Below are 15,221 nucleotides of genomic sequence, written 5' to 3'. Positions count from 1 at the left end.
TTTCAATTTTAAATTCAGGGAACATTCTTAAAGTGAGCAAAAAAAATGAACAGATGGGGTGTTGTACATGTCAACGAATCAAGAAGCAGTCGAAACGGTCAAAAAATTAGTCGATAAAATCGAAACGGCGATGCTGACGACAGTGTCAGATGAAGGTCTTGTCTCGCGTCCGATGCAAACACAGGATATCGAGTTCGATGGCGATCTCTGGTTCCTCACTTCTAAAGAAACCGGGAAATACAATGAAATCTTAAAAAATCCGAGCGTCAACGTCGCCTATGTCGACAAATCATACGTCTCGATTCGCGGAAAAGCAGAAATCGTCGAAGATGTCGCCCGCAAAAAAGAACTATGGAGCCCCCGTTACGAAGCGTATCTCGGGACAAGCTACGAAGATCCGAAAGTCGTCTTAATCAAGATTGATACGGAAGCTGCCGAGTACTGGGAAACGGGAAACACGACTAAGTCTGTCAAACAAGTCCTGAAGAAAGTCACAGGAAATGACGACTCGAACGAAATCAACAAAACCGTTGATTTGACGTAATAGCTCGATATCCAGCCGTTCCGCCTTGTGCGGAGCGGTTTTTTTCTAGTCTCTCCTATCAATTTAGTGTAGACTACTACTATTACTATAGTTTGTTAACAAAAGGAGCACACTCATGGGAGAATTCATTACGTTATTACGACGAGGAAATCGTTCGGCATTAACAGCCGGAATCGTCAACTCCATCATTGCCATCATCAAGACCATTGCCTACACCTTAACCGGAAACGTTGCGATGTTCGCCGAAATGATGCACTCACTTGGCGACGCCGCGAACCAGTTCTTTGTCTTCATCGGTTCAGCGCTCAGTAAAAAAGCACCGACAAAACGCTTTCCGAATGGCTTTGGTCGACTCGTCAACCTCGTTCTGCTCGGCGCAATTTTATTCGTCGGCATCATGGCTTACGAAACGATTCATGAAGGGATTGGACATATTATCGACCCAACGGAGTCAACGGGATTCTGGATCACCCTATCTGTCTTATTTGCCGGTGTCGTCCTTGAAAGTGCTGTCTTCTTTAAGGCGATGAAAGAAATTGCCCACGATGCAAAACTGACAGCAAAAGGACCACGTCTCATTCTCGAAAGTTTTCGATCATTAAAACAAGCGAAGCCTGCGACACGACTCGTCTTCTTAGAAGATTTAGTCGCGACGGCTGGTGGCATCGTCGCGATGATCGCCGTCGTCATCTCACATGTGACACCTTATCATCAAGCGGAAGGAATCGCCTCTGTCCTCATCGGTCTGATGATGTTTTATGTCGTCGGTAACGTCTTCTTGCAAAACGCTGCCGGAGCGCTCGGTGAAGCCGATGAAACGATGGCGGCACGGCTCGGTGGTTTAATCATGCAAGATCCGGACGTCCGTGATATCAGTAAACTTGAAGTCATCAAAGAAGGTGACCACTTCCACGTCGAAGTCGAGATTGAAATCGATCCGGCGATGACCGTAGCGCAAGCGGACGATATTAAAGACCGACTCGAACTGCAACTCCGGATCCAACAAGACATCACCGACGTCACGATCGGCTTCGATGAGGACGATCAAGTCCAGCAATACATCGTCTCGACAAACGAAGAACGATGACCCCCTTCACGCAGGACGTCGTGACGATCATCCGTGCGATTCCTGCAGGACGTGTCGCAACATACGGTCAAATCGCCCGCCTCGCTGGAAACCCACGGGCCGCTCGCCAAGTCGTCCGGATTCTGCATAGTATGAGTCAGGCGGAACGTTTACCATGGCATCGCGTCGTCAACGCCAAAGGTGAAATTTCGCAAGGGATTGAACAGCAATTGGCCCTCGAAGCGGAAGGAATCGTCTTTCAATCGGACGGCAAGCTCGTGCTGCCGGATTATCAAATGTAAGCTGATTGTAGAGGACGGATATTTACTCACTTTCAAAAAAAGAACCACTTCCCTGACTAAGCGGAAGTGGTTTCAGTCTGAAGTTACACTTATGAAGTTTAAAACGATTCAAGACGGAACGCGCGCTACACTGTCTGCATTCTCACGATCCCGCTAAAAAGCGTCACGTTTCGTTGACTCCTACGGGAAAAAGTGCAAGGTCCTTGCGCTGTCAGAGGCATGCAAGACCCTGCTCGTTGTCCGCTAGGAGCAAGGAGCAACGGCTTGCGCCTCGCCCGAGGAAAGCAACGAAAAAAGACGCGTTTATCTCCCGCTATCACTTCGTCTATACACTAGAACCACTTCCCTAACTAAGCGGAAGTGGTTCTTTTTGTTCGATCGTAGTCCATCCTTATGCTTTTTCATCCATCTGCCGTAACACTTCGGCCTCGAGTTGCGGTTCCGGTGGCAACCAACCGTCCGGTTTCATGACTTTTTGATCGGATTCTCGGAAGATCGGTTGACCGTCTGGCCCGAGTTTCGCCATGTTCGCGCGTTGAACGATTTCAAAGAGAGGTCCCGGTTCGAGCCCTGCTTCGACAAAGCTACCCATGATGAAGTAAAGTGCGTCCGTCAATGCATCACCTTGACCTACGAGGCGTTCGACGGAAGTCGTCGGATAGGTTTCTTTTAATGATTTTTCAACAGCCCGGTCAATCCCTGCTTTGAGGGAATCGATTGCTGCTAAAAATTCCGCTTCATCCCGAGACGATTGATGCAGAAACTCGACTGCTGCTTCTTCTGTCGTCCAAGTTGCCCGTTTGATGCCACGCTCAAGTTCGAGCGGGGTTGGTCGTTCCGCTCCCGGGTGATTAAATGTTTGATGGAACTGTTTCACGTCTTGAAAATAATTTGGTTGTTTCACACTGTCCACTCCCCTATGTTTACGTTTCATCCATGAACCGTATTCATTTTAACAGGTTTGGACAGATTTCTCGAACGTCCGCTTCATGCATGAACGAGATCAAGCATCTTGATGCCACGCGTGATCAACTCGTCGCGTTCCGGTGACGTCTGCTTCAGGCGCTCGAGATCGTCAAGGAGACGCGGTTGGTCGACTTCATCTGCCAGTTCAAGCAGTTCAAGCCGGAGTAACCAGGCATCCGGTAACTGGACAAGTGTCTGATCAATCAGCTGTGACAGGCGCGACTGACTCGCCTGACCTTCACGAATGGACCGGACGGCTTCGAAAATCGGATCAGCTGCCGTCAATGGACGTTCGATCCGTTCAAATTCAACGGTTTCCGGAATCGGTTTCAAGGCTTCGACTTCTGTTCCCGGGAAGGTTGACGTAATCGCACCGATCACGAGATCCAGTTGATCGAATTGCTCCGTCACACCGTCTTTCGTTAGTCGAACGTCTTTCAGGACAGCGATGGCACGTTTTCCATTCACTTGCTCGATTGCTGCGATATGCCCCGTCAATTGTAACGTCCCTTCCATCCACTCGAGTTGCTCGCCGACTTCGACTTGCTCGAGAACCGCGTTCAATTCTTCTCCATGCAAGAGTGTAAATCCGTTCGGGTGCTCCGTCTGGGATTGGCCGTCTAACACTTCGCCATTCGCAGCGAGTGCCGTCGGCCCAGTAAATCGAACGAGATCAAGTGTTTCGAATGTTTCTTGTGCTGCCGGAACACCGACGAGCGAAAGACCGGATGCAAAGACGAGCGTCGACAGGTTACCGGACTCGACCGCCTTGATGAGACCGTGGCGTCCACCACGGACGTAAGACATCGTCTGTGCAAACTCTTCTAACGCGTCACGCAGTTGTTCAAAGGACTCACAGACGAACAATTCTTTTTGCATGCTCGTGACGTCATGTTTTGTTGCGAGTGCCTTTTCGAGTGAAAACGGATGTTTCTTGACGGCATCCGTCAAGCAGTGGCGGCTTTCCCCGACTGAGGACAGAAGACCTGCCCCGTAAATTTGCGGGTCGTTAAGATCACCGATTAAACCAAACTCGACCGTCCACCAAAAAAGGCGTGAAATTTCATTGGCTTCCGAAATCCCTGTGACATGGGTCCGTGTTTCCGCGAGTGCGATTTCAGCTTGCTCGATGTCTTCCGGTGTTGAAAATGGACTTTCTTTGACAATCGTTAATTTTTTCAGCGCCTTAAAGACATCATGTTCTGCTTTATGATTGAAGGCATGTGCTCCGATTTCACCGAACCGGCGGACAAATTCAGCGTACGTCGGATTCATCAAAATTGGTGCGTGTCCTGCCGCTTCATGCAGAATGTCCGGTGCCGGCGTGTAAAGAATGTTATCGACCTTCCGAATGTCGGTTGCGATCGGCAGGAGACCGTGTCCTTGGAAGTCGAAAAAGGCGACACCCGGAATCAAACCGTCGACGGCGACCGTTCCCCAACCACCGCGACTGAGGTTCGCCGTCATTTCGCGGACATCAGGAATACGTTCCGGGCTGATTCCTGAAGCAGCAAGCCCTTCGAGGTACGCCGGGTGTGCCGTATGTTGCAATGTATTTAAATTCAAGCGCATGACGTAGCGCCAGACCGCATGATCCGTTGGTGTGTAATCTTCGTAATGCTGTGGTGCGACGTGTGGTTGTAAGTGACTTGGAATGATTGGTGTAGACATATGAAGTTCCCCCTTGGATTAAATTAAACAACAAAAAGTCCCTGTCGGACATCAAGTCCGACAGGGACGACGAAAGCCGCGGTACCACCCTGATAATCCATGCTTCGCACGAATCACTTCATTACGGGATAACGGTTTTCTCCGCTTGCTTCGCAAGAGACTCAGAAACTGTAATTCGATTCAATCTGTGTACACGTTCGCAGCGCCACGTGCTCTCTGAAACAGGGAGATTGTTTCTACTTCGGTTTCGTCCTCGTCTACGTCTTTCGTTCTGTTATGCTGTTACGCTTTTAGCAACTAAAGTGCTGTTAAGAAGGACTATACGCTTACTTTTGGCTTTCGTCAATCGCTTTTTTACGTTTAAACCGATTAAATGTTTTGTCCCGGACTGATTTCTGTTCAATCGATAATGACGTCGCATGCCGTTTTAACGCGCCATGAAGGCGTTTTTCAAAAGCTTCAAGTTCTTGAATCCATTCATTCATCGCGACGACAATCGGTAAAATTTCCATGATTTCTTCTTCTTCGAGCTCATCACGATCGAGAAAAGAATGTTTAACGAAGGCGATATTTTCTTTCACTAAGTCTTCCATCGCGAGCGGTTCTTCCGTCAACAATAAATCATACGTCAACAGGACTTTCTCCTGCCGCTGGGCGATATGCATGACGTGGTAGAACAATTCACTGCGTAAGTCATCGGCGATGTTCGACAGGGCCTGTTCCCGCTCACGGAAACGTTCCGCTGTCGCGACACTCCGTTCCAAGCACGACTGCATGTGTTGTAAGATGATGATGTTACGAAGCAACGGGACATGTTTTTGGCGTGTCCCTCGTACTTCCTCCCGGTGCAAGTTAAATAATTGTTGTGTCTCGCGTAGGGATTTACTCATTTTATCGATTGCCGGGCGATACGGAGCGACCTTCCCTTCAAAAGCGATTGCCCGCGTGACGACGAGCAGCTTCTCAAATAGTTTTGAGGCTTTTTGATAATAAACGTTCCCGTACCGTGGCGGGAAAATCAATGCATTGACACCGAGGGCACACGCAATCCCGAGCATCACGAGTAAATACCGTATCAAAACGATTTGCCATAACGGCTCTGTCGCCCCTTCGACACTCTCCAAGATAACGATGATCATCAAGACGACGTGAGGAATCGTCCGACCGAATCCGAACGCCAGCAGGATGGAAATGGCTGCCATGATGACAATGCCGATCGCAAGTGGGTTCGCAGGATTCGCTCCGAGAATCCATAAGGCGAGTAACGTTAAAAAGGCACCGATCAAGTTGGCCTCCGCCTCTTCTAAAAATTGTTTCCATGTTTGATAAACAGAAGGCAACAATGTCGTTGCTGCCGAAATCCCTGGTAAAATCGGGCTTAAGTTAAAGAGATTGCTAATAACTAATGCCAAAATAACGGCTAGTCCTGTTTTGATGGTACGTGGTCCAATTTGTAAGGATTGACCCCCCATAGTTGATCCCTCCTTCATAATGTAAGTATGCCCTCTATTCTTCCTTTAATATCATGAAAACGCAATAAAAAAATCACCCCCAGCGGACTGAGGGTGATTTCGTTTTGATTACGATGCTTTTGTAGCTGTTCCAGATGTCATTTCTTTTTTCGCGAGTTCTTGATCGACGAGCGGTTTCTTCCAAAGTGAGAGAATTGCCGCTCCGACAAGTGCACCGATTAAGATAGCACCTGCGTAGCTGAGTGCTGCCATCAATGTGCCTGAAGGGCCGTCGAGTAACGGGAAGACGAATACGCCGCCGTGTGGTGCCGGAAGTAAGACGCCGAAGACGATTGTAAGTGCACCAGCGATTGCTGAACCGATGACACTTGACGGGATGACACGAAGTGGATCTGCTGCCGCGAATGGAATCGCACCTTCCGTAACGAATGATGCACCCATTGCGTAAGCTGCGATACCCGCTTCACGTTCCTGCGGTGTAAATTTCTTACGTGCAAACAATGTTGATGAGAACGCGACGAGAAGTGGTGGTACCATACCGCCTGCCATGACCGCAGCCATGACTTCCGTGTTCCCTGCTGTAAGTGCTGCCGTACCGAAGACGTATGCTGTTTTGTTGATTGGACCACCCATATCGATTGCCATCATCGCTGCGACGAGCATACCGAGGAGGATTGCGTTACCGCCACTAAGTCCGTTAAGTGAATCTGTCAACCATGTCATGAAGGCTGCAACCGGTTCGTTGATGACGAGCAACATGATCATACCGGTAATGAATGAACCGAACAATGGATAAAGCAGGACTGGTTTAATTCCTTCAAGAGCTTTCGGAAGACCTTTCAAAGCTTTAACAAGAACTAGAACTACGTAACCTGCAAGGAAACCGGCAATCAGACCACCGAGGAAACCTGCATTCCCTTGGCTTGCGAGGAAACCGGCAATCAAACCTGGTGCGAGACCTGGTTTATCAGCGATTGACATCGCGATGAATCCAGCAAGGACAGGAATTAAAAGACCGAATGCGGCTTGACCAATCGACATCAATTGACCTGCAAATTGGTTATACGTCGGGTCATCCGGGTTTGACGAGTTGATTCCCCAGAAGAAGCTGATTGCGATTAAGAGTCCACCTGCGACGACGAGCGGTAACATCGCTGAAACCCCACTCATTAAGTGTTTGTAGAATCCACCACGTGCTGGTGTACCGCTGTTTCCTGACCCGCTGCCTTTATAGACAGGAGCGTCCTGTTTGACGGCGCGATCAATCAGTTCCTTTGGTTTACGGATTCCTTGTGCGACTGGTACTTCAACGACGTGCTTGCCATTGAAGCGGTCCATTTCGACTGCTTTATCTGCAGCGACGATGATTGCTGTCGCTTCTTGGATGTCAGCATCCGTCAGACCGTTTTTAACACCTGTCGAACCGTTCGTTTCCACTTTAATCCGGACACCCATCTCTTCCGCTTTTTGACGGAGAGCATCTGCTGCCATATACGTGTGGGCGATTCCTGTCGGACAAGCGGTTACAGCGAGGATGTAAGGTGCGTTTTGATCGACCGTTTCCGGTGTCACATCAACAGGACCTTCTTCTTCCCGTTCCTTCGCTTCAATGGCCGCGATGACTTCATCTTCCGAACGAGCCGAGAGAATCGTGTCACGGAAGTTGTTGTCCATCAAGTAGACTGATAGTTTCGAGAGTGTTTCAAGGTGGGCATTGTCCGCATTTTCTCCAGCTGCAATCATGAAGAACAAGCGACTTGGTTGTCCGTCCAGTGCTTCATAATCAAGTCCTGTCGAACGACCGAACGCGATTGCCGGTGATTTAACGGCAGCCGTTTTTGCGTGAGGAATCGCAATCCCTTCACCAAGCCCTGTCGTACTTTGTGCTTCACGTGCTAAAATCGCCTCACGGTAAGCATCCCGGTCGTTTAGTTTACCAGCACGATCAAGTACTTCAACAAGCTCATCGATGACGCTTGCTTTTGTATCAGAACGTAAATCCAGTTTAATCGTATCGCGTGTTAACAGATCTGTAATTTTCATGAGTAGTCACACTCCTTTATTATGATTGAATGAGTTCAACGACTTCGACATCGGTCAATAACCGTTCGATGTCTGCTTTTGTACATAATCCGAACGAATACGCGGAAGCACTTCCTGTCGTCACGGCGTACCGGAATGCTTCTTCCGGCGGACGTCCGAGTGCATGACTCGCAACGAACCCTGCGACGAGTGAATCCCCTGCTCCGACCGAGTTGACGAGTTTTCCTTTTGGCGTATTCGCCGTGTAAGCCCCTTGCTTGTTGACGAGCAATGCCCCGTCACCTGCAAAGGAAATAATGACGTTTTCCGCTCCTCGTTCGACAAGCTGTTGGGCGTACGGGACGGCCATTTCTTTTGATGTGATATCGACATCAAAGATTTCCCCGAGTTCGTGATGATTCGGTTTAATCATGAATGGACCGAGCGGCAGCACTTCGAGCATTGCTTCTTTAGTTGTATCGACGGCAAATTTAACACCGCGTTCATTTAATAAGAGTGCAATTTTTTTGTATAAATCATGTGGAAGACTGCTTGGGATACTTCCGGCGAAGACGACGATGTCACCTGACTGCATTGTTTCGAATGTTGCGAGCAGCGTCTCTAGTTCTGCATCCTGAATAACTGGACCTGCTGCATTTAGTTCCGATTCTTGATCGGCACGAATTTTAACGTTAATCCGGGTTTCGTCAGCAATTGGTGTGAAAGCTGTCAGTACGCCTTGTTTTTCAAGTTCACTTCGAATGAATTGTCCCGTACTTCCGCCTAAAAAACCGAGTGCTTCTGTCTCGACGTCATAATTTTTTAAGACGAGTGAAACGTTGATTCCTTTTCCACCTGCTACTTTTTCTGCTTGTTCGACACGATTGACTTGTCCTGCCTCAAATACCGGTAACGATACGTAATAATCGATTGATGGGTTGAGTGTCAGTGTATAAATCATTTCGCGTTCACCACCTCTGTATATTGACTGTATTTCGCTGTTTGTTCGTTCGATGCCATCGTGATAATCGTCGCCGCACGAAGTGGTGCAACGCGACTAAAACTGATTTCATCCAACTTGGTTTCGTCGACCAACACATACGATTTTTTCGCTAACTCAATCGCTGTCTTCTTTACGAGTGCCTCTTCCGGATCTGGTGTCGTAAACCCTTGCGTCGGATGAACGCCGTTCATCCCAAGAAATGCGACATCAAAGTGGTAAATCAACATTCCTTCACGTGCATTGTAGCCGACCAGTGCTTGCGTCGAATGCTTGAGTTGCCCTCCGACGACGAACGTCGGGATACGGTGGTAGAGTAACGTATTCGCAAGAGGAAGACTGTTCGTCACGACCGTAATCGCCTTCTGTTCGAGATAAGGAACGATGGCAAGCGTCGTCGTTCCAGCATCGAGATAGACATACATGCCGTCTTCGATTAAATCAGCCGCCGCTCGGGCAATTTGATTTTTCTCATCGACGAAACGATCTGTTTTCTCGACATAACTCGGCTCATCAATCTGCAGATGGTTTGCCGTCGCTCCCCCGTGAACACGGCGTAAGTGACCAGCAGTTTCCAGTTGTGATAAATCGCGACGGATGGTCGATTCACTAGCTCCCGTCCGTTCGACAATCGTCTGCATTTTGACGACTTCTTCTCGAGCGAGTAGCTCAAGAATCAGCTGATGACGTTTTTTCGTTAACATTGGTTTCCCTCCGCATCTTTAATATAAAGCGTTTACATTTAAAAATCAACCAAAAACGTTCATTTTTTTATTTATTTCTCTAAAAAACATTCATTTTACGACTTTATTCGACAGTAATGTCGATTTCATACTAATTATACATCAAAAACGGTCACAATATGACGGTTTATAAAAAAAAACCGTTCAACGAGTGAACGGTTTATAAAGACAGGTAAATCAGCCTTTCAACTTCAGTTAGGTTTGTGCTTTATGCCTTTACTTCATTGCGAAGGTGACCGATTCCTTCAATCGAAACATCGACGATATCCCCTGTCTGTAAGTATACTGGTGGTTTCATCCCATGACCGACGCCAGCTGGTGTCCCTGTCGCAATGATATCTCCTGCTTCGAGTGTCATCCCGCGCGAGACTTCCGTCAAAATCGTCACGATGTCACGAATCATCAACTTCGTCGAACCGGATTGACGCACTTGCCCGTTGACACGCGTCTCGACCAGGACGTCAGTCGGATCAAACGTATCCTTCGTGACGATAACGGGACCGAATGGACAAAAACCATCAAGCGACTTCCCGCGGAAAAACTGGACGTGTTCTTTTTGAAGGTCACGCGCCGTCACATCATTGACGATGCTGTAGCCAAAAACGTGGTCCAGTGCATTTTCAGGTGTCAAATCACGCCCCGTCGTCCCGATGATGATGGCGAGTTCGCCTTCATAGTCCAGCTGATCCGTTAAATCAGCATGGCGTTCAATGGAATCGAACGGCCCGACGATTGCACTCGGCGCCTTCGTGAACAATACAAATTTCCCTGCCCCTGCCGTATCCATTTCTTTAATATGGTCGGCATAATTTTTACCGACACAAATGACGTTACGCATCGGAACGTACGGCGCGAGCAAGCGGACATCTTCTGTAATCAATGGTGCGATGTCTAAATCAACATCCATCTCAAACCCCCGTGTGATGACTTCGAGCAATGAATCCGTATAGGCTTGTGTCGTCACGTCATACCGGTGTCCGTCCGACTCCACACCAATCCGTTCCCGTCCTTCTTGTTCAAATCGAAACCATTTCATGAAAACTCCCCCTTTTTTCTTAGTATACCGTTCACCCGGTCATGTATACAAAAAAACCGTCAAGATTTTCATCCTGACGGTCCTTCATTATGCAATCCGGTGCGCTAACCGATCGATTAATGCTTGTGATTCTTCATTTAATGCAACGAGTTCTACTTTCGTCCCTGCTGCCTGATATTTCAAGACAACCGTTTCAATTGCTTCCGTCGCGGAATCATCAAATAAATGGGCGTTCGTAAAGTCAATGACGACTTGTTTCATTTGTGCATCGGCTACGATATCAAACTGTTCAGTAAATGTCGTCGTCGAGGCAAAGAAAATCGGTCCATTGATTTGATACGTGACTTGATCGTTTTCAACACGACGTGTCATGTTGATGCGCGAAATTTTTGACGCAAAGAGAATCGCTGCAAGCAAGATTCCGACGAGTACCCCCATCGATAAATCATCCGTCAAGACCGTCACGATGACTGTCGCGAGCATGACAGCAGAGTCACTTTTCGGTGAATTCTTCAACATTTTGAATGAACCCCAATCAAAGGTCGCATACGATACAAAGAACATGACACCGACGAGTGCCCCCATCGGAATCGTCATTAATAAGTCATTCATCGTGACCATCAGCAGCATCAAGAATGCTCCTGCTGTAAAGGTCGATAGACGACCACGTCCACCTGATGTGACATTGATGACCGATTGACCGATCATCGCACAGCCCGGCATCCCGCCAAAGAATCCAGCAACGATGTTTGCGATTCCTTGTCCACGTGATTCCGTCGCCTTGTTTGATGTCGTATCCGTCATCTCATCAACGATTCGTGCCGTCAAGAGTGACTCGATCAAACCAACGAAAGCGAGTGATAAGGCATACGGGAAAATGATTTGTAACGTCTCGAGTGAAAACGGAACGTTCGGTAAGAAAAAGCTCGGTAGTGACGCAGAAATTTGTCCCATATCACCGATGACGCGCGTATCAAGTGAAAAGACGACCGTCAAAATCGTCATAATCGTGATCGCGACGAGTGGTGCCGGCAGTACTTTTGTAAAGCGCGGGAAAATTAAGATGATGGCGAGCGACGCTGCGACCATTGCGTACATGATCCAGTTTTGTCCTTCGAACTGCGGCAGTTGTGCCGAAAAAATTAAAATTGCTAACGCGTTAACGAAACCAACCATGACGGAACGCGGAATGAAGCGAAGTAATTTCGCAACGCCTAAAAAACCGAGCACGATTTGAATGACCCCGGCGAGAATCCCGGCAGCGAGTAAATAGTCGACGCCATGATCTTTGACGAGTTGGACGACGACGAGTGCCATCGCACCTGTCGCAGCTGAAATCATTCCCGGTCGACCACCGGCGATTGAGATGATGATCGCAATAATGACGGAAGCATACAGCCCGACCATCGGGTTAACGCCAGCAATCAAGGAAAAGGCGATCGCTTCCGGAACGAGTGCCAAGGCGACGACGATTCCAGATAGAATGTCTGTTTTAGGTTGCAGCAGCCATTCCTTTCTCCATTGTGAAAACATATAATTCCTCATTTCTTTTTTTGTCTATTTCCTATCATAGTACCTTTTTGGGACGCAAACAAGACTCATTGTGATTTTGTCCGGATCATCACGATTTCATCGACCATTTCTTTATACGTCGCCATGATGTCCTGTCCACAGAAGATTGGATCCTCGTCGAGCGTATCGAGGGCACGACGGAGGAGATGAATTTTTGGTTTTTTTCGTTCGAGCAGTTCTTCATAGACAAAATCAAGCACTTCGTTATGTGCTTCCCTTGAAGCGTCTGAAATCGCCGACAAGCCAATCAACCGTTTCATGTGTTCATTTGTTTTTACGAACAGTTCTTTCCGGATGACGACCTCATCTTGCGGACGATCGAGCCAAACGGAGAGGAAACGTGGTGGAATCAATTGTTCTTCCGTTCGACTGACGTCGTCGACGAAATGTGTCAACCGATTAAAGACGTAACGGACGACCCGCTCCGGTTGTGTATTTTTTTCCGATTGACGGAAAAAATACATCGCGTATTGGAGCATCCCTGTATAAAGGACGGCGAAGTCAAGCAAGTATGGTGCTTTTTCCTCGCCAAACAAATCACGCATCCGGTGATAGGTCCATTCGATTTCAAGTAATCGGTTCTTTTCCATGAACGCCTTCAGTTCTTTTTCGTTCGAAGCGACAGCTTCTTCAAACAAGGTATAGAGCTTATATTTTTGCATCAGTTCAAGGTAACAGTTACCTTGTTGGATGAATGTCTCATAATCCGACACGTCGCGTCCGACCAAAATGTCTTTTCGAACATTACGCATTTTTTCAAAGACGACGTTAAATACGTCGATGAACAATTCGTTTTTCGATGAAAAGTAGTTATAGAACGTCCCTTTCGAGACATTACTATGCTCGAGAATATCTTGAATCGATGTGGACTGGTATCCCTTTTCGACGAACAGACGATATGCAGCATCCAGGAGTTGTTTCTTTTTTGGGTTCATTTTCTAATCCCTCTTCTAGTAAAAGATCTTTTTGAGTACATTCGATTTTACCTCAATCTTTTTTATTTTAGTGTATAAAGCAAATAATTTGTAATGTTTTGCTTCAGGCGGTAAGATAGCTAAGTTGTAGAATTGAAGTATAACAAATTAGACACGTAGTATAAAAGGAGCATAACGAAATGCAATCAACCAAGCAATCATCTCGACTTTATCTTATTTTAGCTGTCCTCATGGCAGGCGCGTTCGTTGCCGTCCTCAACTCGACGCTATTAAATATCGCCTTACCTTCCATTATGGTTTCGCTCGATATTCAAACCAGTACGGCCCAGTGGCTGACAACGGGCTATATGCTCGTCAACGGCATCATGATTCCGACGTCTGCCTTTCTCGTCCAAAAGTTCTCAACCCGCCAGCTGTTTCTAACGGCGATGAGCTTATTTACGATTGGAACCATCGTCGCGGGTCAAACGGAGCTCTTCCCCGTCTTACTCGGTGCACGGATGTTACAAGCATCTGGTTCTGCTATCATGATGCCTTTATTAATGAACGTCTTGATCACCGGCTTCCCAATCGAGAAACGCGGACAAGCGATGGGGATTTTCGGACTCGTCATCACATTTGCACCGGCAATCGGTCCGACTCTGTCCGGTTGGGTCCTTGAGCATTACGAATGGCCGATGCTGTTCCACATCGTGACACCGATTGCTGCACTTGTTCTTGTTCTTGGTTTCTTCTTACTAAAAAAAGAAGTCGTCACAAGCAGTTTACGCATCGATCGCCTGTCACTCGTGTTGTCCAGTTTTGGATTCGGTGGGTTGTTGTATGGGTTCAGTTCAGCCGGTTCAGCCGGTTGGGGATCATTCGCTGTCATCGGCTCCTTAACAGTCGGCGTCATCAGTCTCGTCTCATTCATTATACGACAATTACGTCTCGACGAACCGATGCTTGAATTCCGGATTTTTAAATATCCGATGTTTGCTTTATCACAAGGGATTTCGATGGTCCTTAACATGTCGATGTTCTCGGCGATGATCTTGATGCCGATTTATGTTCAAACGATTCGCGGGATTTCCCCGTTCCACTCTGGACTCTTGATGTTACCCGGTGCACTCGTCATGGCGTTTATGTCTCCGATCACAGGTCGTTTGTTTGACCGGTTCGGTGCCCGGGTGCTTGCCATCATCGGATTGTCGTTGACAGTCTTAACAACGTTCTTCTTCAGTCGTTTGACGGCAGATACAGCGTATTCGTTCCTCGTCATCATGTACACATTACGTTTCCTCGGAATCTCAATGGTGATGATGCCCGTCATGACGAACGGTCTCAATCATATTCCACAACATTTGACACCACATGGTACGGCACTCAACAATACGTTATCGCAAGTATCAGGAGCAATCGGTTCCGGCTTACTCATTTCCGTCATGACATCACGAACAGCGAGTTACGCAACGGATCTTGCTGCGAACGCAACACCGACGACAGCACCGAAAACGATCATGACACAAGCAATGGTCGAAGGGATTAACGATACGTTCTTCATCGCGACATTGCTCGCCTTGTTCGCCTTAATCCTTTCGTTCTTCATTAAAAAGCGTCCATCGGAAACATTATCGGTCGTCAAACCGGTCGCCGAAAAAAAATATGCGTAACGGTAGCTTTCGCTTCCTGCCGTTATGAATGAAAAGAATAGACATGAAAACGCCGATGACTCCGGATGAAACTGAACTGAACCCTAAATGGTGGACACTTGATAAAAGACCCCATTCGGGGTTTTTTGTGTTCAGAGATATCGATATACTGTATCTATTCAATTCATACGGGAGGACTATTTATGAACAGACGTACCTTTAATCCAGATCAAATCAGACAACTTGAAGCGAATCCCCACG

13 protein-coding genes and 1 other annotated feature are annotated in these 15,221 nt (G+C 47.6%); of the genes, 4 read left to right on the top strand and 9 right to left on the bottom strand.

The window, feature by feature from the left end:
* The first annotated feature begins 67 nt into the window (after window positions 1-67).
* The 3 genes from KNP98_RS07985 (at window position 68) to KNP98_RS07975 (ending at window position 1,912) form a co-directional block, all read left to right on the top strand.
* Entirely contained in the window at window positions 68-544 is a 477-nt protein-coding gene (locus tag KNP98_RS07985; RefSeq protein ID WP_088836736.1) for a pyridoxamine 5'-phosphate oxidase family protein, read from the top strand.
* Window positions 545-659: 115 nt separating this feature from the next.
* Window positions 660-1,631, top strand: coding sequence for a cation diffusion facilitator family transporter (locus tag KNP98_RS07980; protein ID WP_214801111.1), 972 nt, complete (start codon window positions 660-662; stop codon window positions 1,629-1,631).
* Window positions 1,628-1,912: an MGMT family protein gene (locus KNP98_RS07975; protein WP_088836734.1), complete on the top strand. Its 285-nt coding sequence runs from the start codon at window positions 1,628-1,630 to the stop codon at window positions 1,910-1,912. Before KNP98_RS07980 ends, KNP98_RS07975 begins: the two co-directional genes overlap by 4 nt.
* Before the next feature lie 391 nt (window positions 1,913-2,303).
* Here KNP98_RS07975 and KNP98_RS07970 read toward each other — a convergent pair whose 3' ends face one another.
* The 9 genes from KNP98_RS07970 to KNP98_RS07930 all read right to left on the bottom strand — a co-directional run bounded on the left by KNP98_RS07970 (window position 2,304) and on the right by KNP98_RS07930 (window position 13,329).
* Entirely contained in the window at window positions 2,304-2,816 is a 513-nt protein-coding gene (locus tag KNP98_RS07970; protein WP_353048375.1) for a pyrophosphohydrolase domain-containing protein, read from the bottom strand.
* 83 nt (window positions 2,817-2,899) lie between these two features.
* Complete coding sequence (locus KNP98_RS07965; protein ID WP_214807743.1) at window positions 2,900-4,549, bottom strand: aromatic amino acid hydroxylase; 1,650 nt, start codon at window positions 4,547-4,549, stop codon at window positions 2,900-2,902.
* A gap of 59 nt (window positions 4,550-4,608) precedes the next feature.
* Window positions 4,609-4,812, bottom strand: a binding site (T-box leader).
* A gap of 63 nt (window positions 4,813-4,875) precedes the next feature.
* Window positions 4,876-6,021: an FUSC family protein gene (locus KNP98_RS07960; RefSeq protein ID WP_088836731.1), complete on the bottom strand. Its 1,146-nt coding sequence runs from the start codon at window positions 6,019-6,021 to the stop codon at window positions 4,876-4,878.
* Between the two features lie 108 nt (window positions 6,022-6,129).
* On the bottom strand, window positions 6,130-8,064 hold the full coding sequence (locus KNP98_RS07955; RefSeq protein WP_029333226.1) for a PTS fructose transporter subunit IIABC: 1,935 nt from the start codon (window positions 8,062-8,064) through the stop codon (window positions 6,130-6,132).
* 19 nt (window positions 8,065-8,083) lie between these two features.
* Complete coding sequence (gene pfkB, locus KNP98_RS07950) at window positions 8,084-9,004, bottom strand: 1-phosphofructokinase (RefSeq protein WP_088836729.1); 921 nt, start codon at window positions 9,002-9,004, stop codon at window positions 8,084-8,086.
* Window positions 9,001-9,747: a DeoR/GlpR family DNA-binding transcription regulator gene (locus KNP98_RS07945; RefSeq protein ID WP_029333224.1), complete on the bottom strand. Its 747-nt coding sequence runs from the start codon at window positions 9,745-9,747 to the stop codon at window positions 9,001-9,003. The genes pfkB and KNP98_RS07945 overlap by 4 nt, the downstream gene beginning before the upstream one ends.
* Window positions 9,748-9,994: 247 nt before the next feature.
* Window positions 9,995-10,822 (bottom strand): fumarylacetoacetate hydrolase family protein, encoded by an 828-nt coding sequence (locus tag KNP98_RS07940; protein ID WP_088836728.1) that lies wholly within the window; start codon window positions 10,820-10,822, stop codon window positions 9,995-9,997.
* An 87-nt stretch (window positions 10,823-10,909) separates the two neighbouring features.
* On the bottom strand, window positions 10,910-12,355 hold the full coding sequence (locus tag KNP98_RS07935; protein ID WP_029333221.1) for a SulP family inorganic anion transporter: 1,446 nt from the start codon (window positions 12,353-12,355) through the stop codon (window positions 10,910-10,912).
* A 65-nt stretch (window positions 12,356-12,420) separates the two neighbouring features.
* Entirely contained in the window at window positions 12,421-13,329 is a 909-nt protein-coding gene (locus tag KNP98_RS07930) for a TetR/AcrR family transcriptional regulator (RefSeq protein ID WP_088836727.1), read from the bottom strand.
* A gap of 179 nt (window positions 13,330-13,508) precedes the next feature.
* Between KNP98_RS07930 and KNP98_RS07925 the strand changes: the two genes are divergently transcribed.
* On the top strand, window positions 13,509-14,981 hold the full coding sequence (locus KNP98_RS07925; RefSeq protein WP_214767340.1) for a DHA2 family efflux MFS transporter permease subunit: 1,473 nt from the start codon (window positions 13,509-13,511) through the stop codon (window positions 14,979-14,981).
* Window positions 14,982-15,221: the final 240 nt, after the last annotated feature.

The organism is Exiguobacterium sp. s127 (assembly GCF_018618695.1).
Classification (GTDB): Bacteria; Bacillota; Bacilli; order Exiguobacteriales; family Exiguobacteriaceae; genus Exiguobacterium_A; species Exiguobacterium_A oxidotolerans.
Note: the sequence above shows the minus strand (reverse complement) of the source record. Positions and strands in the feature narration are given on the sequence as shown.

Excerpts from the sequence above, each read along its gene's own strand:
- KNP98_RS07960 (WP_088836731.1), bottom strand. The coding sequence starts at position 6,021 with ATGGGGGGTCAATCCTTACAAATTGGACCACGTACCATCAAAACAGGA.
- KNP98_RS07975 (WP_088836734.1), top strand. The coding sequence starts at position 1,628 with ATGACCCCCTTCACGCAGGACGTCGTGACGATCATCCGTGCGATTCCT.
- KNP98_RS07935 (WP_029333221.1), bottom strand. The coding sequence starts at position 12,355 with ATGTTTTCACAATGGAGAAAGGAATGGCTGCTGCAACCTAAAACAGAC.
- KNP98_RS07945 (WP_029333224.1), bottom strand. The coding sequence starts at position 9,747 with ATGTTAACGAAAAAACGTCATCAGCTGATTCTTGAGCTACTCGCTCGA.
- KNP98_RS07955 (WP_029333226.1), bottom strand. The coding sequence starts at position 8,064 with ATGAAAATTACAGATCTGTTAACACGCGATACGATTAAACTGGATTTA.
- KNP98_RS07965 (WP_214807743.1), bottom strand. The coding sequence starts at position 4,549 with ATGTCTACACCAATCATTCCAAGTCACTTACAACCACACGTCGCACCA.
- KNP98_RS07980 (WP_214801111.1), top strand. The coding sequence starts at position 660 with ATGGGAGAATTCATTACGTTATTACGACGAGGAAATCGTTCGGCATTA.
- KNP98_RS07940 (WP_088836728.1), bottom strand. The coding sequence starts at position 10,822 with ATGAAATGGTTTCGATTTGAACAAGAAGGACGGGAACGGATTGGTGTG.
- KNP98_RS07925 (WP_214767340.1), top strand. The coding sequence starts at position 13,509 with ATGCAATCAACCAAGCAATCATCTCGACTTTATCTTATTTTAGCTGTC.
- pfkB (WP_088836729.1), bottom strand. The coding sequence starts at position 9,004 with ATGATTTATACACTGACACTCAACCCATCAATCGATTATTACGTATCG.
- KNP98_RS07985 (WP_088836736.1), top strand. The coding sequence starts at position 68 with ATGTCAACGAATCAAGAAGCAGTCGAAACGGTCAAAAAATTAGTCGAT.
- KNP98_RS07930 (WP_088836727.1), bottom strand. The coding sequence starts at position 13,329 with ATGAACCCAAAAAAGAAACAACTCCTGGATGCTGCATATCGTCTGTTC.